13 protein-coding genes and 1 pseudogene are annotated in these 22,716 nt (G+C 48.8%); 3 read left to right on the top strand and 11 right to left on the bottom strand.

Annotated elements, in window-relative coordinates; translation table 11 throughout:
- Window positions 1-4: 4 nt before the first annotated feature.
- The 3 genes from tssE to tssB are packed head-to-tail and all read right to left on the bottom strand — an operon-like array spanning window position 5 to window position 2,470.
- A complete protein-coding gene (tssE, locus tag C7A19_RS01095; RefSeq protein WP_116643923.1) occupies window positions 5-442 on the bottom strand; it encodes a type VI secretion system baseplate subunit TssE in 438 nt (145 codons plus the stop codon).
- Between the two features lie 2 nt (window positions 443-444).
- On the bottom strand, window positions 445-1,917 hold the full coding sequence (tssC, locus tag C7A19_RS01090) for a type VI secretion system contractile sheath large subunit (protein WP_077457793.1): 1,473 nt from the start codon (window positions 1,915-1,917) through the stop codon (window positions 445-447).
- 43 nt (window positions 1,918-1,960) lie between these two features.
- Window positions 1,961-2,470, bottom strand: coding sequence for a type VI secretion system contractile sheath small subunit (gene tssB, locus C7A19_RS01085; protein WP_077457795.1), 510 nt, complete (start codon window positions 2,468-2,470; stop codon window positions 1,961-1,963).
- A 793-nt stretch (window positions 2,471-3,263) separates the two neighbouring features.
- Between tssB and C7A19_RS01080 the strand changes: the two genes are divergently transcribed.
- Complete coding sequence (locus tag C7A19_RS01080; RefSeq protein ID WP_116643922.1) at window positions 3,264-5,351, top strand: methyl-accepting chemotaxis protein; 2,088 nt, start codon at window positions 3,264-3,266, stop codon at window positions 5,349-5,351.
- Between the two features lie 103 nt (window positions 5,352-5,454).
- Here C7A19_RS01080 and C7A19_RS01075 read toward each other — a convergent pair whose 3' ends face one another.
- The gene (locus tag C7A19_RS01075; protein WP_116643921.1) at window positions 5,455-6,282 is read right to left on the bottom strand and encodes a MalM family protein; all 828 of its coding nucleotides are present in this window, start codon (window positions 6,280-6,282) and stop codon (window positions 5,455-5,457) included.
- Window positions 6,283-6,345: 63 nt separating this feature from the next.
- Window positions 6,346-7,521: a maltoporin LamB gene (lamB, locus tag C7A19_RS01070; protein WP_069362934.1), complete on the bottom strand. Its 1,176-nt coding sequence runs from the start codon at window positions 7,519-7,521 to the stop codon at window positions 6,346-6,348.
- Between the two features lie 411 nt (window positions 7,522-7,932).
- Here lamB and C7A19_RS01065 point away from each other — a divergent pair, with 411 nt between their 5' ends.
- Window positions 7,933-9,897: an alpha-amylase family glycosyl hydrolase gene (locus C7A19_RS01065; protein WP_162300222.1), complete on the top strand. Its 1,965-nt coding sequence runs from the start codon at window positions 7,933-7,935 to the stop codon at window positions 9,895-9,897.
- Between the two features lie 83 nt (window positions 9,898-9,980).
- On the opposite strand, the gene malG is transcribed toward C7A19_RS01065, so the two are convergent.
- From malG to malE, 3 genes are all read right to left on the bottom strand, one after another.
- Window positions 9,981-10,871: a maltose ABC transporter permease MalG gene (gene malG / locus C7A19_RS01060; RefSeq protein WP_046075898.1), complete on the bottom strand. Its 891-nt coding sequence runs from the start codon at window positions 10,869-10,871 to the stop codon at window positions 9,981-9,983.
- 11 nt (window positions 10,872-10,882) lie between these two features.
- Complete coding sequence (gene malF / locus C7A19_RS01055; RefSeq protein ID WP_116643919.1) at window positions 10,883-12,457, bottom strand: maltose ABC transporter permease MalF; 1,575 nt, start codon at window positions 12,455-12,457, stop codon at window positions 10,883-10,885.
- Between the two features lie 63 nt (window positions 12,458-12,520).
- The gene (gene malE, locus C7A19_RS01050) at window positions 12,521-13,702 is read right to left on the bottom strand and encodes a maltose/maltodextrin ABC transporter substrate-binding protein MalE (protein WP_069362930.1); all 1,182 of its coding nucleotides are present in this window, start codon (window positions 13,700-13,702) and stop codon (window positions 12,521-12,523) included.
- A gap of 500 nt (window positions 13,703-14,202) precedes the next feature.
- On the opposite strand from malE, the gene malK reads away from it, so the two are divergent.
- Window positions 14,203-15,342, top strand: a complete 1,140-nt coding sequence (malK, locus tag C7A19_RS01045) for a maltose/maltodextrin ABC transporter ATP-binding protein MalK (protein ID WP_116643918.1) — start codon at window positions 14,203-14,205, stop codon at window positions 15,340-15,342.
- 129 nt (window positions 15,343-15,471) lie between these two features.
- Here the strand turns inward: malK and glgB are convergent.
- From glgB to C7A19_RS01030, 3 genes and pseudogenes are all read right to left on the bottom strand, one after another.
- A pseudogene (gene glgB / locus C7A19_RS01040) lies at window positions 15,472-17,304 on the bottom strand (1,4-alpha-glucan branching protein GlgB); the annotation flags it as partial.
- A 176-nt stretch (window positions 17,305-17,480) separates the two neighbouring features.
- Complete coding sequence (gene malQ, locus C7A19_RS01035; RefSeq protein ID WP_116643916.1) at window positions 17,481-19,667, bottom strand: 4-alpha-glucanotransferase; 2,187 nt, start codon at window positions 19,665-19,667, stop codon at window positions 17,481-17,483.
- Between the two features lie 116 nt (window positions 19,668-19,783).
- Window positions 19,784-22,234 (bottom strand): glycogen/starch/alpha-glucan phosphorylase, encoded by a 2,451-nt coding sequence (locus tag C7A19_RS01030; RefSeq protein WP_116643915.1) that lies wholly within the window; start codon window positions 22,232-22,234, stop codon window positions 19,784-19,786.
- Window positions 22,235-22,716: the final 482 nt, after the last annotated feature.

The raw sequence follows: 22,716 nt of genomic DNA, 5'->3' as shown, positions 1-22,716 counted from the left end.
CGGTTTACAACACTCGATATTGGCGGTTCTGGTCTAAAAGCAAGCTAAGTTGAACTTTCTCGTGGAGCACTTCGCTATTAACGGTGGCAACAATGTTGAATCGCAGCATAAGTGGCGAGTGCGAATCAAAATCTGATGTCACCAAAATATTGGTTAGCCTAGGCTCATATTTTTCCAAACATCCTTTAATGGCTAACTTGACCCTCAGCGACAGATCTAGGCTTTCGAGTGTCGCGTCGTTAAAATCGATTAGTCCCAACCCAGGGGAACTTTGAGCACCACCAATACGCGTATTCAACACATTAGCGATATTACGTTTTATCGATCTCACTACGTCTGGACTACTCGGCCCTTGAGTGATGGATACAGGCTTAGCGTCGGCTTCTAGACGCTCCAAGAAGCCGACACCAAATGCACTGTCTTCTAGCGCAACGTATGACATGATTACTGATCAAGCCTACCAACAAGAGACAGTTCAAAGTTCGCACCCATATACTTAAAGTGAGGACGAACAGCTAACGACACCTGATACCAGCCAGGGTTACCTTCCACGTCGCTTACTTCAATTTTGGCAGCACGAAGTGGTCGACGGCTACGCACGTCTGCTGGTGGGTTCTCTTGGTCAGCAACATATTGCTTCAGCCAGGTGTTTAGCTCGCGCTCAAGGTCTTGGCGCTCTTTCCAAGAACCAATTTGCTCACGTTGTAGCACCTTGATGTAGTGGGCTAGACGATTAATAATCATCATGTAAGGAAGCTGTGTACCAAGCTTGTAGTTCGTCTCTGCTTCTTTACCTTCTTTGGTATTTGGGAAAACCTTAGGCTTCTGAATGGAGTTAGCAGAGAAGAACGCCGCATTGTCACTGCCTTTGCGCATTGTCAGACCAATAAAGCCTTCTTCCGCAAGTTCGAACTCTTTACGGTCAGTGATCAAGACTTCGGTTGGGATCTTAGTCTGTAGCGCACCCATTGATTCATAAACGTGAACAGGCAGATCTTCTACTGCACCGCCGCTTTGTGGGCCGATGATGTTTGGACACCAACGGTATTTGGCGAAGCTATCCGTTAGGCGTGTTGCAAATGCAAACGCGGTATTACCCCAAAGATAATGCTCATGATCTTGACTGACGTTTTCGTGGTAAACGAAAGACTTGATCGGGTTCTCTGTTGGATCGTAAGGCACACGTAATAGGAAGCGTGGCGCGGCCAATCCCAGGTAACGTGCATCTTCAGACTCACGTAATGAACGCCATTTCGTATATTTAGGGCTCTCAAAGATAGATTTGACATCTTTGATGTTTGGAAGCTCCTCAAACGACTCAATGCCAAAGAACTCTGGCCCAACGCTTGAAATAAATGGCGCGTGTGCCATGGCACCCAACGCCCCCATGTATTGCAGCAGCTTCATATCTGGGGTTGATGGTGTGAAGGCATAGTTACCAATAATAGCGCCTGTGGGCTCACCACCAAACTGACCATAACCTGACGAGTATACGTGTTTATACAGGCCTGATTGTGTTGTTTCTGGCGCAAATTCAAAGTCGTCTAACAACTCTTCTTTGGTAACGTGCAAGATGTCAACTTTGTTGTTCTCGCGGAAGTCAGTGCGATCAACAAATAATTTAAGCCCACGCCACGCTGATTCCATTTCTTGGAAAGACGTATCGTGCAAAATTTCGTCCATTTGAGCACTGATTTTTTTATCAAGCTCAACGAGCATCTGATCGACAAGAGACTTATTCACTGGCTCTTGTGTTTGATCATTACCCACGAGATTTTCAATAAAGGCTGCAACGCCTTTCTTTGCGACATCATAGCCTTCTTCGCTTGGCTCAATACGCGTTTGCGCCATGATCTCGTCAAGCAAGCCACCTTCTTTTACTTCAGGCGACTCTACGACTGATTCACTTGTAGACATGTTTCTATTTCCTAAGACTTAATTAACTACTAATTTGAATCAATTACTCTTTCGGAGCATCATCATCGCCACCGACGATATTTAGCTCAGCAAGCAACTTTTCACGAGATTCCTCAGAGTTGAGCAGCTCCTGCAAACGATCGCGGAAAGCAGGGATGTTGCCTAGAGGACCTTTCAATGCAACCAAAGCTTCACGAAGCTCAATCAGCTTTTTGAGCTCAGGAACTTGGTCAGCAACCGAGTCTGGTGCAAAATCACCTATTGACTTGAAAGATAACTCGACAGGGAGCTCCGCATCTTCATCATCGACAAGTTGATTTTTTACCGTGGTGGACAGACGCAAATTGCTCTCGCGCATTACATCTTCAAAATTGTTTTTATCTACCGAAACTGTTGCACGGTCTTCAACGGGTGTCTCTTCTGTATGCCCCTTAAAGTCACCAACAACCAAGGTTTTTAGTGGGAGCTCTACTTCCGCCTGCTGGTCACCCGTCGCGGGGACGTACTTGATATTAATGCGCTCTTTAGGCGCTACGCTTCCTTCTTTGGACACTTTGAACCCTCGATACCTTCACCAAAATGACAGCACAGCCAGGAGTGATCCTGTCACACTGAACTGCGTTAACATCTTAAAAACATCAATGACTCGCTGTGCTGCTATCACTGATCGTGCGCCAGCATACATAACGAAAAATTAGACATTAATTAAAATTGCACAATTTTGGAGCAATGCCTCATTTTTATTTTTTTTGGTCAAAAAGATACTGTTTTCTGACATATTGACAATTTCATGACATAGCTTAATGTAAATAATACGTTAGTGAGCAATAACTCTAGAATGGCGGTAGATACCCTTGTTTTTCTACGGGAATATAATTAAATAACCTCTAATGAAATTAATAATTATCTTATTACCTTTAGGTATTTAGCTCCACATAATGAGACGGTAGTGGGCTAGCAGATACTCAGTGATCTAACCTCCTCCATATCGATCCACCTCGCGCGTTTAGTGATAAAAATGTGAATAGCACCGTATCCGAACAGCTTTAGAGCGGAAATTATGTGATCATCGCGACACGCTAAACACGACAACACGCGCAAGGTGTGCACTCGATCCACTACCACTTATGTTGTGCGTATATCCTCTCCTCCCTTTGTTCTCCTCCTCTCTTCGCTCGTTGCTTAGGAGGATGTGCCCTTTTCTTATTTAAGTAACACTAGTGTCAATTATCGTCTCCGTCGGCGCGCTACCCGTTGTGCCATCACATTTCGCACGACGCCATTGTCTCGCCACTCGACGACTCAGAATATTTCTTTGTGCGGTTTTCTTTGTGCGGATAGTGATTATGAAAAAGTTGCGTAACCTTTCTATAAGTCAACGGATAAGTTTGGCTGCCTCGTCCATCGTTCTGATCGGTCTTGGGGCAGTGAGTGCGGTTTCTTTATCAACGCTGAATAGCAGCCAGTCGGCCATGTCATCCCAGGTCACTGAAAACGTAAAGCGTGATCAAGTGATCAAGATGCAAAATCGCGCGACTGCGATTAGCGAGGAGATCCATGCTTACATTGCTTCTCCGCTCGATACGGTGCGAACTATCGCCCAGATTTATACCTCTGAAGCGGAAAAGAATAAGTCAGCCCGGATCCTCGACCGAGATGATATTCCTCGGATCATGTATTCGATTTTGAAACGCCAACCTGAATGGCACAACATCTATACCGAGTGGCAAAAAAACGTCTTAGGCGCCGATGCTTTTTACTACGGCGATCCAACCAGTGCAGCGGATGGCCGCTATGTGCCGTCGGTGTCAGTGGATGAAAACGGGGAAATGCGCCTTACCGCTGCACAAAATTTCTCTGAAACCAATCCTTGGTATCAATGCCCAGTGAGCACCCAAAAAGATTGTATTACTGATCCAAGAACGACTCAGATTAATGGTAAGACGCAAACGGTGTTCGACGTGACAACTCCCGTTTTTCGCTTTGATAAAACGGTTGCTATGGTGGGAAGTACGCTCAAAACCTCGCAAATCCAATCACTCTTAGCCAAACGTGCCGATAATAACGGGGAACTATTTGTTATCAGTCAAGATGGACGAGTCGTTGCTAGCACCGATCAGCACGTTCAACATGGCGCTGCGGTCTCGGGATTTTCCTCTCCTGCTTACCAACCACTTTCTAACCTTCTAAGCCAGAACGCAACAAACCAATTCAAACAAACCGATTCGCACTTTTATGTGTCGCAACCGATCGAGTTTGGCAATATGTCTCAGACGTGGTCAGTGATGATTGTGACCCCCAAGCAAGCCGCGATGGCACCCGTCACACAACTGAATCAGATGATGACTAACGCCGAAAGCGATATTCAAAACACCATTTATTGGGTGAGTGGCCTCGTCCTTGTTCTCGCTTTTGGGATCATTCAAGTCGTTATCAAACGCCAATTAGCACCATTGACCAGCGTAGAGCAGTCTATCCAAGCGATAGCCCAAGGTGGTGGTGACTTAACTCAACGCTTATCGGTTAACGGTCAAACCGAGATTGATCGGATTAAACACTCAGTCAATCAGATGCTGGATGCGCTGCAATCAATGGTGGGACAAATTCAACAAGCGGGTGGACGTTTGTCCGACACATCAACGACCGCCAATAACGCCATCACCGATGCCCACCAAGCCCTGTCTGATAATACCGAGACATTACACCAAGCCGCGACGGCAATGGAGCAACTGACCGCGACCTCAAAAGATGTGGCAACCAACTCTGAAGCCTCCAAAGAGAAAAACGCCGCAGTCGTCTCATCGCTGAATCAGTGCATGGAGAATGTTGCTAATAATGTGGCACGCAACCAAACCGCCAACACGGATCTGCAAAAAGCCAACAGTTTTGTTAGCGAAGTCAAAACCAGCGGTACCGACATTGCCACATTGCTCGACGACATTCGCGGCATTTCAGATCAAACCAATTTATTAGCGCTCAATGCCGCGATTGAGTCGGCACGCGCCGGTGAAGCTGGTAGAGGATTTGCGGTGGTCGCTGACGAGGTGCGCGCCTTGGCCCAGCATTCACAAAAATCTGTCGACCAAATCGTCTCGACGCTTGAGACCTTCAACCAACTACTGACCGATATTGAAGCCGTCATCCAACAAGGTGAACGTGGTGCGGCGGAGGGTTATCAAGCAAGTGTTTCCGTGCAGGAGACCTTAACCGAGATTGTTGATTTGGTGCAGCAGCTAGGCGATATCAATTACCAAACCGCAGGCGCGGCGGAAGAGCAAAGTGCCGTCTCTCAGCAGGTGGCTGAAAACATCCAGGCACTGTCACAACGCATAGAACAAACCTTGTCACTCAGTGAGCAAGCACAAGGCGCAAACCAAACACTCAACCACGAGGCCAAAACGATTCGCCAACTGGTCGATACGTTTACCGTTTAGTCCCCAGCCTTTTCTCTCATATTAAAAAAGGGCAACCAACGTTGCCCTTTTGAGGTTACGTCTTGTTAAAGACGCGATGTAAAATGTAGATTAAATGATGAGATTACTGCTTGTCTAACTGTGCTTTCATCGCGTCACGAAAGACTTGGTCAGCGTCAGTGATACCCAATTGCTCCGCATCACGCAGTAATCCCATTGCTTTGTCGACATCGTTATCTGCAATCGCGGTTCGAATAGCCTGGTGGTAAAAAGTCACGCTTTCTTGTTGCGGACGTTCAGTGGCGGAGAGTGCTGGTAGTACGATAGACTGATCGCTGGTACGTGCGCCCAATGCTGCCGCTTCGATGGAAAACGTACCGGTCAACGCGCGCGGTACTTGAATATCGCCTACCTCTGGAAAGTAATTCCCTCTTCCCTCTGCGTCCAATTTCGCTGGGTGGCTGACCGCCACCGTTTCATCAAATTTATCTTTATCAGTAAAAATAACCAAATAGAGCGCACTGTCACCTACTTGTGGGTGGACTTTAATATTACCTTGCAAACGGTTTCCATCAGCTAGACGGGGCTTTAGATAAACTAAACCTCGATCATCAAGCTCAGCGCGAATATCGCCAGACTGGTTAATGACTTTAGCACTTGGGACAAAAACACTATCGTTGATTTCTGCCTCGATATTGATATCCAATCCATTTTTTACCATCGGTAATTCAAAAATAACGCCAGGGCTATCAATGCTATGGATATCTAGGACTTGTGTTTGTGTGGTGACCGCTACTTTGATCTCTTTATCCATCTCTAGCGGTAGTTGTTTCGCTTTCTCAATCTGCGTCACTGCCTTTCCTTTCGGTGCAATCTGATATTGGTTATCAACGATCGTCGAGCACCCATTAAGCAGTAATAACCCAGAGATAAATAACACTTTTTGGTTCATATAAAACACCTAAAAAAATAGCCGACAATTGTCGGCTATGAAAAAAGACAGTTTAAAAAAGGCTTACCACCAAGCTTCCAATTGCACACCCGTTACGAACTCTGAGTCACCTTTGTCACCAAACGTATCTCCTTCTTCATCCGTAATATACGTACCGTAGAAGCGAATCTCAGGACGCGACCAGAAGCTATCACCCATTGCCCATGCTTGAGCTAAAGTAAACTTGTGACCTCCTTGGTCTGTTCCTTGATTTTCTCCATCAAAGAAGCCGACCTCACCGATGGTGCGCATCGTGTCGTTCCACTTATAAACAGGGCGCACAACCGCGGTGAACATATCAGAGTCACCCTCACCATCTGTTAAGTCCGACCCGTTGTGATAAGAAAGCTGATGTCCAAGTTCCATCGACGACCCAACATTCATCACACCCCAGTTAATAATACGGTAGCCTTTCGCATCGTTTTTATCGTCGGAGCCACGGCTGTACCATGCACCAGATCCAAAGCCAGCAATCTGATCACCGTATCCTGCAGAGCCATATTGCAAGATTGTTTGGTTGAAGCCGTTGTCCATATTTTGATGCACAATACCGGTAAGCATAATACCATCATCAGCGGCTTCGGTTTGGTCATCTTTTTCTGTTGCAAAGTTATAGGCAGTGGCAAGCTCTAAACTCGCGTCTTCCCACAAGCCGATATTGGCTAAGCGCGCATCAAAAATATAGCCTGAAGACTGATCATTTTCTCCATCTTGAATAAACGCTAAAGAAAGTTTTTGATCGCCCAGTGAAATATTTTCAATACCACCACCGGTACCTGAGGTGTTCAAGAAATAGAAGTCAGTAATATGGATATCTTTTCGTTGATAATAGCGCTTACCCGCCCAAATAACGGCTTCAGGGTCGGATGCAATCACACCTTTGGCTTGGACATTAAATTGCGCGACGTTTATTTCGCTACTTTCCCAACCACTTTGGCCTTTATCGCTGGAGGCAATCATCGATTCCAGCTTCCATGATTGCTCACCCGTTTGAAGTTCTTCTGAAAAACCGAACTCGTAATAGTTGTCGTCTTCGTTACCCAAACGACCAACTTTATTCTTTTCAAAAGCACTATCACCTGCACCATCACCACCGATCGCAGCACCCGCACGAGCATAACCATTAAAATCTACAGCAAATGCTGAGGTGGCAGTGACAGCAGCTGCGACAGCCGCGGCAATTAAACTTACTTTTCTCATACCTTACTCCATAATGCGCCTTTTTACGTGTCTCTTCACACCGGCAGTGGGTAGTGGAAAAAGACAGTGTGTCCAAGGCTTAGCTTTCTTCGTTATCCTGGAATTATCCTATCCCTGAGCGGTCATTTTCGCGTCATCCAACCGTGCGATTTCAGGGGGAGGAGGAGAAAGGAGGAGTGAGAGCTGATTATCTAAACTTGTCGAGCTGGGTCACTGAACGAGGGCGTAATTGGTAATTATTTTTCGCTAAACAGGCCTACAAAATGTCGACACGATCACTATTAATAGATTTATTCTTAAAGGTGTGAAACTTTATTACATGAGGGACAATGATCATAAATGTGACGTCAGATTGAATTATTTATAGGTAAACGCTCTAATAGCGATTCATCTCATTTAATGGTGTTATTTATGTCGGTTTGCTTCCCATCCCCTTATGTATTAGGGGCGCAACTACACCCATCAGGCTGTCGGTTTACGCTGTATGCACCCGATCAGGACTGCGTGCATTTACTGTTGTGGCATCAAGGGCACCAGCCTCAGCGGCTCGCCATGCGCGAATACAAGCGTGGCTACTGGACACGAGATGTCGCTGATGTGGTTGCGGGGCAAGAATACAGTTTTGAGGTCTTACAGGATGGTCAAACATGGTACTTGGCAGATCCGTATGCGCAAGCGGTGACTGGTCCCTTACGCTATCAGCCTCCTTATACACCATCGCAAAGCACATTGCTGGCGCGTTGCCAAGTCGTCGATCATGAGTCTTTTGATTGGCAAGGCGTGTCATCGCCTCAACGCGCCATACGAGACACTGTGATTTTCGAAACCCATGTTAAAGGGCTGACTCAGCAGCATCCAGGTGTCGCCCCAGCGCAGCAAGGACGTTATTTGGGTTTAGTCTCACCAGCGATGTTGGTGTTTTATCAACAACATCAGATTAATTGCCTGCAACTGCTTCCGATTACGTCTTGCTTACCTGAGCCGCATTTACTCAGCCAGCAAAAAACCAACTACTGGGGCTACAACCCATATGTTTGGATGGCACCGGATCCACGCTACGCGGAGAAAAATGCGGTTAACGAGCTAAAGACGGCAATACGCGAACTACACCGCCACGACATCGAAGTCATTTTGGATGTGGTATTTAATCACACGGCGGAAGGCGGAGAAGGTGGGCCGATTCTTCATTATAAAGCGTTTGATCATACCATGTACTTACATGATGGCCAACAACTGCGCAATTATACCGGCTGTGGTAATACCCTTGATATACGCCATCCTGCTGCACTAAAGCAGGTGCTCGACACCTTACGCATGTGGGTTACCGACTATCACGTGGATGGGTTTAGGTTCGATCTCGCCGCGACCCAGGGGCGAAATGGCGATACCTTTAACCCCCAAAATGCGTTTTTCCTCGCCATTACCCAGGATCCGATCCTTTCTAAGGTCAAGTTGATTGCAGAACCCTGGGATATAGGCCCCGATGGGTATCAGCTAGGACAATTTCCGATTAACTGGGCAGAATGTAACGATAAAATCCGCGATACCACCCGCAGTTTATGGCGAGGAGATCCAGGCATATTGCAAGATTTCGCCACGCGATTGATGGGTTCGCGCGACGTTTTCAGCGCAGCCCATTGGCCCGATCATTTGCCGATTAACTATGTAACCTACCATGATGGTTTTACCCTGCAGGATGTGGTCAGTTATGCCAAGCGGCATAACCATGCCAATGGCGAGAATAACCGGGATGGTCATGGTGACAATCGCTCCGCCAATTATGGTGTCGAGGGGCCGACAAACAATCCTGACATTATTGAGGTAAGGAGTCGGCAAAAACGGAATATGATGGCAAGCATCCTCTTCTCGCTGGGGACGCCACACATTCTAATGGCCGATGTGTTAGGCCACTCGCAACAAGGGAATAACAATGCCTATTGCCAAGATAATCCTATCAGTTGGTTTAACTGGCAAACGCAGGATCACACTTGGTCAAACTGGCTAGCCACTATGATTGCACGCCGCAATGCCATCGTACCACGCTTTATCGATGCGTTAAGTGGCACACAGCGCCATTGCAATCGTATTACGTGGCGACATCCAAATGGCGATCCGATTCACGATCATCAATGGTCAAAGCTGCAAGCGCTCAGCTGTCAGATCACGCTCGGCGCGCATCACCCTGACGCGGGTCAATCGATGCTGATTGCCATTAATAGCAGCGACACTACGCAAGCGTTACAGCTACCCAATGATCACCAGTGGCGCATTGTCTGTGACACCGCGACCGGTGAGACAACCGTCGCTCCACTAGCGTCATGCCAACGCTTGGCAGCAAAGAGCTTTTTGGTCTGTATCGACGGTGACTGGCTGTAGCCCAATATTACCCGCATCAAAAAGGCAGCTAATGTTAGCTGCCTTTACGTTCGCGCTCTTGCTTCGCCTAAGGGCGTAACGCCTTAGCCTTTCACGCCCCCTGCGGTCAAACCACCCACTAACCAACGTTGGGCGAGTAAGAAAACCCCGGTAATCGGTACCGCTGACAGTACGGCTGCCGCCGCAAAGTCGCCCCACAGATAGTTCTGCGGATACAAGTACTGCTGCATGCCGACCGCCAAGGTATACGAATCAACATCCGACAAAAGAATCGAAGCAACGGGCACCTCACCTACCGCCATGATAAACGACAGAATAAAGACCACAGCCAAGATAGGCACGGAGAGCGGAAGCAGCACCAGCCTAAACGCCTGCCATGGGGTGGCGCCATCCAGTGCTGCGGCTTCTTCCAATGAACCATCAATGCTCTCGAAGTAACCTTTAATAGTCCAAACGTGTAATGCAATCCCGCCCAAGTAGGCAAAGATCAAGCCACCGTGCGTGTTGAGCCCCAAGAACGGAATGTACTGCCCCAACTTATCAAACAAGGCGTAGATAGCTACCAATGCCAACACCGCGGGGAACATTTGAAAGATCATCATCGCGTTCAAGATGGTTTGCTTGCCTTTAAATCGCATACGGGCAAAGGCATACGCCGAGGTGGTTGAGAGCACCACGATAAACAGCGAGGTGATCCCGGCCACTTTTACCGAATTCCACAGCCATAATAGAACGGGAAATGGCGGTGGCGTGACCGAGCCATCCGGATTAGTCACCGGGAAGCCCAATGCTAATTTCCAATGTTCAAGTGATGGGTTTTTCGGGATCAAACTCCCGGTAGCGAAATTCCCTTCACGGAATGAAATCGCAATAATCATTAACAGCGGGAATAGGATCAGCGCCAAAAATAAGCACAAGCCAATATGGGTTGCCCAGACGCGATATTTTAAGGATTTACCTTGTACCATTGCCATATTTACGTCCCTCAGTGCTCGTTTTTCTGCGTCATGCGGAGGTTGATTAACGCCAATGCCCCGACAATCAAGAAAATCAGTGTGGCGATGGCACTTGCCAAGCCAAAGTCTTGACCACCACTGCCTTCAAAGGCGATGCGATAGGTATAGCTAACCAGCAAATCGGTATAACCAGCCGGCTCCGTGGTGCCGATACGGTTTGGCCCACCCTCTGTCAACAACATAATCATCACAAAGTTATTGAAGTTAAAGGCAAAGGCCGCAATCAGCAGAGGAGTCAGTGGTTTAATCATCATCGGCAGCGTAATACGGGTGAAGTTCTGAATGAAATTCGCGCCGTCAATCGCGGATGCCTCGTAGAGATCATCAGGAATCGCTTTAAGCAAGCCCATACAGAGGATCATCATATAAGGGAAGCCCAGCCAGGTATTAACGGTGAGCACCATACTCCGCGCCAATAACGGGTCAGAGAACCAATTCGGACTGATGCCAAACAGGGCTTCCAATACCATGTTGATTTCACCAAAGCTTTGGTTAAACAAACCGCGGAAAATCAGAATCGAAATAAAAGCTGGTACCGCGTAAGGAAGGATCAATAACAAACGGTAGATCGACTTACCTTTCAGCTCTTCCCACTGCACCAAACTCGCCAATATCAAGCCAATAAACAGGGTGAATACTACGGTGAGTACAGAAAAGACAATCGTCCAGATAAAGATGCCAATAAACGGCTCTTTGATGCCCTCGTCCGTCCATACGCGCTCAAAGTTATCCGTGCCAATTTGCACCACATAACCGGGTGACACAGTATCGCCCACAAATTCACCGGCGGCATTAACCGGTTGATAGTAACCTACCTCATCGTTAGGTTTGAGCGTCTCACCCGTTTTATTGTTGATCAGCGTGCGGCCATCGACCTGCAAGCTATAAAGCGACTGAATGGCGGCGAACTTGCGCAAACCACTCATACGAATGGTTTTGTCACCAGGCAATGCCAGGTCTAACTCCCCAAGCGCGTCGCGATTTTGAATCACATCGCGTAGTGACGCTTTTTGTCCCTCAACACTGTCAATGGGGCTAAGTGACAAGTTGTCATCAGCCAAGGTTGCAAATTCAAATGGCTTGGTGGCATAGCGTGTGTTCTCGCCCTCCACCACAATGCGAACGCCTTGATCCGTTTGATATAACGAGAAAGGATAACTGTCGCCACTTTGAAAGGTTCGCTCTAATAATACGGACTGGGCACGCTCGAAAGATAGTTGATTTTTGGCGCTATAGTTGGTGAATGACAGCCCAACGGTATAAACCAACGGAAAAATAATGAAAAGGATCATCCCCGCGATACCTGGATAGATATAGCGATGGGCGTATGTTTTTTTACTGCCAAAAATGTACAGCGCTAATGCGGTTAATACCACAGTTAACAGGGCAAAGGCGGTTTCACCACGCGAATACATCAAGACGGTGGCATAGCCATTGATAATGGCCACAGTAGCCAGTAACGCCCATTTTATGAACGCTTTTGTGCTACTGGGCAAAGAAGAGCCTGACGTTGTCATAGCTTGGGAACCTTGGACTGACTGCATAAGGAACGCTACTCACATAGTTTTTAAAAAATGCAGGGAGGCAAGCCCCCCTGCAGATAGAGCTTATTTGACCATTTGCGTTTCCGCATCGTCGAGTGCTTCCTCGACGCTTTGACGGCCATCGACCACATTAATGATGGCGTTTTTGGCCGCTGCCCAGAACCCATTCATTTGTGGAATATTCGGCATCACTTCGCCATGTTTGGCGTTTTCCATGGTTGCCGCAATACGCGGATCTTTGGCAAGCTCCGCCTGATAACTATTCAACGCCACCGCACCCAGAGGTTTATCAGCATTCACCGTCGAGAGGCCGTCATTAGTCAACAGATAGTTTTCCAAAAACTCGACCGCCAGCGCTTTGTTTGGCGACGCGGTGCTAATACCGGCACTAAGCACACCAACAAAAGGCTTGGACGCTTCACCTTGGAAGGTAGGTAAGGTGGTGACACCATAATTGATACCTGACTTTTCGATGTTGCCCCACGACCATGGGCCGTTGATGGTCATCGCTGTATCACCTTGGTTAAAAGAAGACTCAGAAACCGAGTAGTCCATATCTGATGAAATCACGCCATCTTTGACCATCTGCTTCATGAAATGTAGCGCGTCATGTACACCTTGGTTATTGATACCCGCGTCTTTCACATCATAGCCGTTTGCCGTTTGCTTAAATGCATAACCGCCATCAGCTGCCATCAGTGGCCATGTGAAGTACGGTTCTTTCAGGTTCCACATGATGGCTGACTTGCCCTGCTCTTTGAGCTTGGCATCCATCTCAACCACGTCTTGCCACGTTTCTGGTGGGTTAGGCACCAAATCTTTGTTGTAGATAAGCGAAAGCGATTCCACGGCCACCGGATAACCGACGTATTTACCTTTGTATTTCACCGCATCCCAAGCAAAGTCGACCATGCCGTCTTTAAGACGCTCAGATGGACGAATCTCTGCCAGCAAGCCTGATTCTGCATAGCCACCAAAGCGATCGTGCGCCCAAAATACAATGTCTGGACCATCGCCCGTTGAAGCAGTCTGAGGGAACTTGTCTTGCAGACCATCAGGGTGAACGACGGTGACAGGGATCCCCGTGTCTTGTTCAAAGCGATCACCCACTTCGGCAAGGCCGTTATAACCTTTGTCTCCGTTAATCCAAATCGTTAGTTGGCCTTCTTCGATATTGGCATTGGCGCCAAATGAACCCAGTGCAATCAAGGTACCGAGAGCAACAGCGCTAAGTGATTTTTTCATCTTTCTATCCTTCTTCTACTGAGGTGTAGCACGATTCCATGGAGGATGAGCTGTATTTCACGGTCTATCATGGGTAATTCCCGCGCATTCCTCATCATCCTGGCCTCTACGCCCTGCCTCTATGCGAGCGAATTCGTGATCCATATCGCTCGTCGCTAATGATGCGGTTCACAAAAATAAACGGTACGTGATCAACTTCAACTAATTTGCTCATAATTTTGTGATGTACACCCTCAAATCAATTTGGGGAGGAGATTATCCTCCTCCCCGCCTACTCCCCCCGTAATAATTGTCCACGGGAGGATGCGCCATTTGCAAAGATACGCGACACTGCCTGACATCAAAAAAGCATCGGGTGGAATTTATCCAATGTGCTTAGTCAGTGACCAAACAGCGTTCAACAAAAACGATAACGCTCGAAAATGGCCGATATTGAATAGCACAGCCACCTATAATGCGTATTGAGCCGAATTAATGAAAAGCGATTGAGGGCGAGCGACATGGCAAGTGTCACGTTTAAAAACGTTTGTAAAGCGTATGACGACGATGTAATGATTTCAAAAAACGTTGACCTAGAGATAAAAGATGGCGAATTTGTTGTCTTTGTCGGTCCATCTGGCTGCGGCAAATCCACCCTATTACGCTGCGTTGCCGGGTTGGAAGATATTACGTCGGGCGACCTTTACATTGATGATCAGCGAGTAAATGATATTGAGCCATCTAAGCGTGGCGTCGGGATGGTATTCCAATCTTACGCGTTATATCCCCACCTAAACCTCTACGACAACATGTCGTTTGGCTTGAAACTAGCAAAAACGAACAAAGCGGAAGTCGATAAGCGCGTGCATCAAGCGGCGGAGATCTTACAACTCGGTCACTTACTCGACAGACAACCTAAGTCGTTGTCTGGCGGACAACGTCAACGTGTTGCGATTGGACGCACCCTGGTGTCTCAGCCTCGTGTCTTCTTGCTCGATGAGCCACTTTCCAACCTTGATGCTGGGTTACGGGTGCAGATGCGCGCGCAAATCACCAAGTTACAACGTCAGCTTGGCTGTACCATGATTTATGTCACCCACGATCAGATTGAAGCCATGACCATGGCAGACAAAATTGTGGTGTTGGATGAAGGCCGAGTCGCACAGGTCGGGAAGCCGCTCGAGCTATACCATTACCCACAAAACCGCTTTGTCGCCTCTTTTATCGGCTCGCCCAAAATGAACTTCATGAGTGTCTTTATTGAAGATGTCGAGCCAAACCGTGTCAAAGTACAGCTGAGTGAAGGGGCCAGTTTCTGGATGCCAGTCGATGGTAAAACCGTCACGCGCGGCGATCGCATGTCTCTCGGCATTCGTCCTGAGCATTTGGTGGCCGCCAAAGACGGTGATGCGCAAATTGAAGGGGAAGCGACCATTGTTGAGAAGCTGGGCAACGAGACGCAAATTTATCTCAACCTTGAAAGCGCAGACGCAGACGTGATCTATCGCCAGCTCGATACCGTTGAGATTGAGCCTGGCGACAAGTACGCCATTGGTATTCCCGCTCACCGCTGCCATCTGTTCCACAGTGACGGTCGAGCGTGCAGGCGCCTGCATCGTGAAAATGGCGTCACCTTCGTTGATGAAGAAGATGCCGCCTAATATCACCTTGTAAGAGACAACGACTAGGCCGCATTCGCGGCCTTTTTACTGTATCGGCTCTGACAGAAAAAACGCCAAGGATTAACTTGGCGTAATCTTCACTTTGTCGCCCAAAGGGCGTCATTGCTTTCACCCTTGCCAGCGATAAAACACAGTGGCTAATGGGGGGAGATTCAGTGTCAGCGATTGGGGCTGGTCGTGCGCCGCGCTTTTATCAGTGCTAAGCGCTACGTAAACGGGGTACCCACTGCCCCAAAACGCCTCATCATCCGAATTTAATACCAATTGGTAATCACCACTCATCGGCACACCCAGCTGAAAACCATCTCGGGGTACCGGGGTGAAATTACTCACCACCAGCATCCGCGAGCCGTCATCGCCAAGCCGTTCGTGTGCCATGACACTGAGATCGGCAACGTCTTTTAATCGCCACTCAAACCCTGCCGGATCGCAGTCGAGGCGATGCAGCGCCGGCGTTGAGACATACAGATGGTTCAGCGCTTTCACCCATACTTGGATACCTTGATGGCGACCGTATTGTAGCCAATGCCATTCAAGCTGACTGTCATGGTTCCACTCTGCGGTCTGACCGATCTCCGCCCCCATAAAGTTAAGCTTTTTACCTGGCTGACCATACATATACCCAAGAAAGGCACGTAAGTTGGCGGTTTGCTGCCACTCGTCACCGGGCATTTTACCGATCAACGAACCTTTTCCATACACCACCTCATCATGCGACAGTGGCAATACGTAATTCTCGCCAAACGCATAAACCAATGGAAATGTTAGCGTGTCGTGGTGATAGCATCGATACATCGACTCTTCACGGATATAACTGAGGCTGTCATGCATCCAGCCCATATTCCATTTGAACCCAAACCCAAGTCCGCCTGCATACGTAGGTGCCGATACCCCCGGAAATGTCGTCGATTCCTCGGCAATGGTCATCGCATTTGGGAAATAATGATAAACCGACTCGTTCATCCACTTTAAGGTGGCGATGGCATCATAGTTCTCGTTGCCGCCATCCACGTTGGGGACCCATTGATCCTGCTCGCGCGAGTAATCGAGATACAGCATCGACGCGACGGCATCAACACGCAGGCCATCGATGTGAAACTGGTCAAGCCAATACAAGGCATTATTCACCAAAAAGCGACGCACATGCTCTTTACTCATATCGTAAAGATGACAATGCCAGTCGTTGTGCCAGCCACGTCGTGGGTCGGGGTCATGATATAGCGGAGTGCCATCGAAAAAAGCTAAACCGTGATCATCGGTAGGGAAATGTCCAGGCACCCAGTCAAGGATCACACCAATACCCGCTTGATGGCACTGGTCGACAAAATACTTAAAATCATCTGGCGAGCCATAGCGGCTGGTCGGCGCAAACAGGCCAACCGGCTGATAACCCCAAGAACCATAAAAGGGGTGCTCACTGACTGGCATTAGCTCCACATGGGTATAACCCATTTCTACCAAGTAAGGAACGAGACGGTCAGCAAGCTCACGATAGCCTAGGAACTGACCCGATGCATCTCGCTGCCAGGAGCCGAGATGAAGCTCATAAAACGATAACGCTTGCGTGTGTTTTTCGGTGACGGGACGCGCTTGCCAATGCTGGTCGTGCCATTGATAAGCATGTTGATCATAGGTCAGAGAGGCAAAGGACGGGTATTGCTCGGCATACGCCCCGTAAGGGTCGGCTTTGTGCGGTAAGCACTGTCCATCGGGCCCCGTTAGGGCGTATTTATAGCGCTGCTGCATGCCAAGGTGAGCAATAAACCCGACCCAAAAGCCATCTTCAATCGGCGTCATGTAGGCGGCGTCGGCTTGCCAATGGTTCCAATCACCCATCACACTCACTGATTGTGCATGCGGGGCAAAAACCACAAACCGAACCCCCTCTACCGCTTTACCCGCGACGGGTAACGTCACCGGATGCGCGCCCATATACTGATGTGCAACGCTCGGGTTATATAAAGCAGCCATATCCATTGCAAAGTGATCAGGCTGAATAGATTGGGGCTGTATCGAATGGGAAGAATCTGGCACTGGAGGCTCCTTATACAAAAAACGCTCCATCCTGTACGTGTTGGCTGGCACTGAGGATAGAGCGTTAGAGCATGGTATGGTGGTTACACAGTTTGGCGGCTCGCTTGCATACGTACCCGAGATAAATCTCTGGCAAGTTGATTGAGGTCGTCTCGACTAAAAAGCGCCTCTAAACTGACCGAGAGTTTACGTCGCCAGTTAGGATACTCATCCACCGTGCCTGGGATGTTGACCGGTTTCTCCATTTCCAACCAATCTTCCAACTGGACACTTAACAGCGCCGATTGGCCGGCGGCAACATGTAATTGCAATGCGCGGCACAAGTGGCCATCCATCGGCACATAGCGCGCATCAGCCCCCACGCCATCCGGTAGCATGCCGTGCCAGCTTACACTGTCTAATATGCCTTGTTTGGCTTTTAAGCGATCATCAAACAGTTGTTGGAGTTGCGCTTCATCTGGGTATAGGCCTAACTCTTGCCCCAGCTTTAAATCGTCGCAATGCCAAAAACCACGAATGGTTGGCATGTCATGGGTGGCAAGCGTCGCCATCGCTTGCTCGGTGTAATGCGCCGGAGAAATAAAGCCGCCGTCCTCTTCTGAGGTTTCAAAGAAGAATACCTTGTAGGAATGCACGCCCGCATCCGCAAGTAACGCGCCAATTTCATCGGGTACCGTCCCCAAGTCCTCACCAATCACACTGCACTGATGACGATGCGACTCAAGCGCTAAAATCGCGAGCATGTCTTTAACGGGATAGTACAAGTAAGCGCCCTCGGTAGCATTTTTCCCTTTAGGGATCCACCATAAGCGCAGCAAGCCCAGTACGTGATCGATACGCAACGCCCCACAATGACGCATGTTGGCACGTAGCAATTCGATGTAGGCATGGTAACCGGTTTGTTGCAGCGCTTGCGGATCAAATGGCGGCAAGCCCCAGTTTTGTCCCCGCGGTCCCAACACATCCGGCGGTGCACCAATGCTAGCATCCAACACTAACGGTGAATTATCCGACCAGGTTTCGCTTCCCGCATCAGACACCCCAACAGCAAGATCACGGTACAAGCCCAGCGACATCCCCTGCTCTTCAGCAATGGCTTGTACCTCTTCCATTTGACCTTCGGCAATCCACTGTAGATACATGTACAGTTGAATGTCATCGCTATGCTGCTCGATAAATGCTTGCGTCGCCGCGTTTTCATAACGGCGATATTTTTCAGGAAACACCGGCCAACCCCAAGCGTGAGGATCATCGGCCCGTAAATACTGGTGCAACGCATCAAACGTCGCTTGCTGTTTTAAGCTCTCTCCCCCTTGTTCGATAAAGTCTAAAAACGCACGGCCACGTCGTGTCTGTTGCAGTAGTTCGCGTTGCTTAAACTCTTGAAATAAAAGCGGTAGTACGGCCATCTTTAAGGCGGCGACTTCACTATAATCGACCCAATGCGTGTCGCGTACTGCTTGCAGGCGACGCTGGAATTCGGCACTGCCCACGAGTTGCTGGGCTCGGGCGCTCAAACAAAACTCTCGAACGTTGCTCACATCAATATACAAAAGATTAAGCCAGCGGCGTGATGACGGACTATACGGGCTCGCGGCTTCTGGATTGGCAGGGAACAACGCATGAATAGGGTTAAGGCCAACAAAGTCAGCGCCGCGCGAGGCAAGCTCACTGACCAATTGTTTGAGATCGCCAAAATCACCGATACCCCAGTTATGAGGGGTACGTAATGTGTAGAGCTGAATACTCGGCCCCCACATTTTCTTGTGTTGATCCAATTCTGGCTGCTTATAACATTGGGTGGGCGCCATGATGAGTGTCATTTGATACGGGGCTTTGCGCCGTTTACGTATCACGGAAAGGCGGTGATAGCCCCATGGTAGGGAGCAAGGCAGGCTAAACACCAATGGGCCACCATTACTGCGCTCATCGCGAACGATTTGTGACTGTAAGTAACCTTCAAAGCATTCGCCCTGTTCGGTTTCCAAACGCCAACTAAAGTCACTTTCTCGCGCACTGGTACCTAAATGAAGCGCAATTTCAACCGGCTCATTCTCCTGCACCACCTGCACGGGGGCGAGCACATCCGCTTTGTGTTTTTTCTCCGCCGACGCCAATAACGCCTCGTCGTTTCGTGTGTCATAGCCAAGTGACGTTAGTAAGTCATGTAAGGTACTGTCCGGCACAGCCGCTTCTGAGCCCCATGCACTGATATAGCGATCAGCGAGGTTGGCCATTTGTGCGACTGTCTTCAATGCAGATTCTTTCATCGCTTTCTCCGAGGGGTCTGCCCCCTTCTTTTATTGGGCAATATTGTTGTCATTATTGTTAGGTGGCAAGGCGCATTCCTTGCCACCGATAAGGTTGTTAACCCGTTATATTGCAATTAGCGCTTAATCGCTTCTAACTGCCAAATGTTATTAACGTAATCGCGAATTGAGCGGTCTGAACTAAACTTACCGACCAGCGCGGTGTTCAGAATCGCTTTACGTGCCCATTGCGACGCGTCACGGTAATCACGGTCAATGTCATTGTGTGCGCGCACGTAATCGGCAAAGTCAGCCAAACACAGGTACGGGTCGCCGCTACCCATCACGCTGTCAAACACAGGACGCAGGGCCCCTGGCTGACCTGGCGTGAACGTCTCATCCAGCAAACTATCCAAAGCAGCCTTCAATAGGGGCTGGCTGTGATAGACCGCTTCAGGCTGATAGCCTTTTTGGCGTAATTCGGTGACACCATCAACATCTAAGCCGAAGATATAGATATTATCGTCACCCACCTCTTCACGGATTTCCACGTTAGCGCCATCCATGGTGCCGATGGTAAGCGCGCCGTTGAGTGCCATTTTCATGTTACCCGTGCCAGACGCCTCTTTACCGGCCATAGAAATCTGCTCAGACACATCGGCAGCCGGAATAATGATTTCCGCCATGCTCACACGATAATCAGGAATGAAGACGACCTTGAGCTTGTCACCGACCCGTGGATCATTATTAATGGTGTCAGCGACCTTATTAATCGCATAGATGATCGATTTTGCTAATTCATAGCCAGGCGCGGCTTTCGCGGCAAAAAAGACCACTCGTGGCGCCATGTCAAAGTCTGGCTCGTTAAGCAAGCGCTGATAGAGCGAAATCACATGCAATAGATTCAAGTGCTGACGCTTATATTCATGCAGACGCTTAATTTGTACATCAAAAATCGCATCGGTATTGAGGGTAATATCGAGGTGCTCTTTAACCCATCCTGCCAAACGCTGCTTGTTGCGCTTTTTGACATCCATGAATGTCTTTTGAAACGCAGTATCATCGGCGTATTGAGCAATCTGCTCGAGTTGCTCTAATTGCGCTGGCCACTGCTCACCGATTTTTTCACTGATCAAGTTGGACAAGTCAGGGTTACAGAACTTCAACCAGCGACGCGGTGTGATGCCATTGGTCACATTTTGAATGCGGCCCGGATATAGCGCATCAAATTCTGGGAATAAATCACGCTTAACTAACTGAGAGTGCAACGCCGCGACGCCATTTACCGCATAAGAGCCAACCACACAAAGATTCGCCATACGCACCATGCGCTCACCTTTGTCGTCAATCACTGACAACACCTGCTTTTTCGCCACATCGCCGGGCCACTTCGCTTCTACCTCTTGCATGAAGCGATGGTTAATCTCAAAAATGATCTCCATATGACGCGGCAGCAAGCGCGCAATCAACGCCTCACTCCAGGTTTCCAGCGCTTCGGGCAGTAAGGTGTGGTTAGTGTAAGCAAAAGTACGACTGGCGATTGACCACGCCTCATCCCAGCCCAGACGATAATCATCCAGCAATACGCGCATCAGCTCAGGAATCGCGATGGTGGGGTGGGTGTCGTTTAATTGAATGGTTTCATACTCTGGCAACGCCGCTAGAGCATGACCTGCCTCTAGGTGACGACGGAGGATATCTGCGACCGAAGCGGCACTGTGGAAGTACTGCTGCATCAAGCGCAGCGTTTTACCTGCGTCGTGGTTATCGTTCGGGTACAAGACTTTGGTCAAATTACCCGCATCGATATCAGCTTGCTGCGCATGGGTGTAGTCGCCTGCATTAAAAGCATCAAGCGCGAACGGTGTCAGTGCTCGACCTTCCCACAAACGCAATGGGTAAACGGTGTTGCTTTGGTAACCGACAATGGGTAAGTCCCAAGGCATTGCCTGGATTTTCAAGCTCGGCACCCATTGACGATAGGTATGCCCTGCTTCTTCAACGACCTCAACATGGCCATAAAAACCAATGGTTTGAGTCAGATCCGGACGGACGACTTCCCAAGGGTAACCTTCCGGTTCACGCCACGCATCAGGAGCCTCTTGCTGCGCCCCTTCATGAAAAGACTGACGGAAAAGCCCATATTCATAGTGTAAGCCATAACCCACTGCCGGATACTGCTGTGCCGCCAAAGAGTCCATAAAACAGGCCGCCAGACGTCCCAAGCCGCCATTACCTAGAGACGGATCACGCTCTTGTTCGAGTAAATCTGTTAACCCAAGTCCAAGCTCACTCACGGCATCAGCGATAGCATCGTACAAGCCCATGCTAATGAGGTTGTTCCCGGTTAAACGACCAATCAAGAACTCGAGGGATAAATAGTTAACACTTTTCGCTTTTTTAATGGCTTGATCGTGTTCAGTGGCCACCAAGTCACTCGTCGTGTGTTCGGCTAATGCACGGCCCAGCGCGAGGTACCAGTCACGCAGTTGAGCAGTATCTGGTGCGTGACCTAGCTGGGTTAGGTGTTGAACCATACTGATTTTAAACGCACTTTTATCAAACGCATGTTGCTGTTTTGGTGTCATGTCGTTGCTCTCGATAATGGAATGAAACCTTGATGGTTAGTCATCCTGCCCAACCCGAGCACGGCAAACATCCTCCCATGTCGTTCTCATCAAAGGAGGAGACCACAGGGCGTAGAGAGCCAGGTCACACATCAACAGTGAGCGGGCTCTCATCAAAATGAAGCACAGCCCACTGACTGGTGATCTTCATCACGCTATGAGACAAAAGCCTGTCTAAGCCGGCGATGAAAAAAACCGTCTAGCTTTTGGTGATTTTTGTGCGCTAGCGCAAATTAACCCCTGACAAACCAACATCAATGTGTACACCGACGATAAAAAAAGCCAAGAAAAAGGCAATTAAGTGATATTTATCACAATTATAAGGCGTAGTTGCACTAAATTAGGGCACCCGTTAAGAGATCAGGGATAGATCATAGTTTGTGTCTTTGAAGTTACATACACTGCAATCAGGACAGAGGTGCGCACCAAAGATGACGCACCGC

The organism is Salinivibrio sp. HTSP (genome assembly GCF_003390965.1).
In the GTDB taxonomy this organism is placed as follows: Bacteria; Pseudomonadota; Gammaproteobacteria; order Enterobacterales; family Vibrionaceae; genus Salinivibrio; species Salinivibrio kushneri.
Note: the sequence above shows the minus strand (reverse complement) of the source record. Positions and strands in the feature narration are given on the sequence as shown.

Excerpts from the sequence above, each read along its gene's own strand:
- tssE (WP_116643923.1), bottom strand. The coding sequence starts at position 442 with ATGTCATACGTTGCGCTAGAAGACAGTGCATTTGGTGTCGGCTTCTTG.
- tssC (WP_077457793.1), bottom strand. The coding sequence starts at position 1,917 with ATGTCTACAAGTGAATCAGTCGTAGAGTCGCCTGAAGTAAAAGAAGGT.
- C7A19_RS01080 (WP_116643922.1), top strand. The coding sequence starts at position 3,264 with ATGAAAAAGTTGCGTAACCTTTCTATAAGTCAACGGATAAGTTTGGCT.
- C7A19_RS01075 (WP_116643921.1), bottom strand. The coding sequence starts at position 6,282 with ATGAACCAAAAAGTGTTATTTATCTCTGGGTTATTACTGCTTAATGGG.
- lamB (WP_069362934.1), bottom strand. The coding sequence starts at position 7,521 with ATGAGAAAAGTAAGTTTAATTGCCGCGGCTGTCGCAGCTGCTGTCACT.
- C7A19_RS01065 (WP_162300222.1), top strand. The coding sequence starts at position 7,933 with ATGTCGGTTTGCTTCCCATCCCCTTATGTATTAGGGGCGCAACTACAC.
- malG (WP_046075898.1), bottom strand. The coding sequence starts at position 10,871 with ATGGCAATGGTACAAGGTAAATCCTTAAAATATCGCGTCTGGGCAACC.
- malF (WP_116643919.1), bottom strand. The coding sequence starts at position 12,457 with ATGCAGTCAGTCCAAGGTTCCCAAGCTATGACAACGTCAGGCTCTTCT.
- malE (WP_069362930.1), bottom strand. The coding sequence starts at position 13,702 with ATGAAAAAATCACTTAGCGCTGTTGCTCTCGGTACCTTGATTGCACTG.
- malK (WP_116643918.1), top strand. The coding sequence starts at position 14,203 with ATGGCAAGTGTCACGTTTAAAAACGTTTGTAAAGCGTATGACGACGAT.
- malQ (WP_116643916.1), bottom strand. The coding sequence starts at position 19,667 with ATGAAAGAATCTGCATTGAAGACAGTCGCACAAATGGCCAACCTCGCT.
- C7A19_RS01030 (WP_116643915.1), bottom strand. The coding sequence starts at position 22,234 with ATGACACCAAAACAGCAACATGCGTTTGATAAAAGTGCGTTTAAAATC.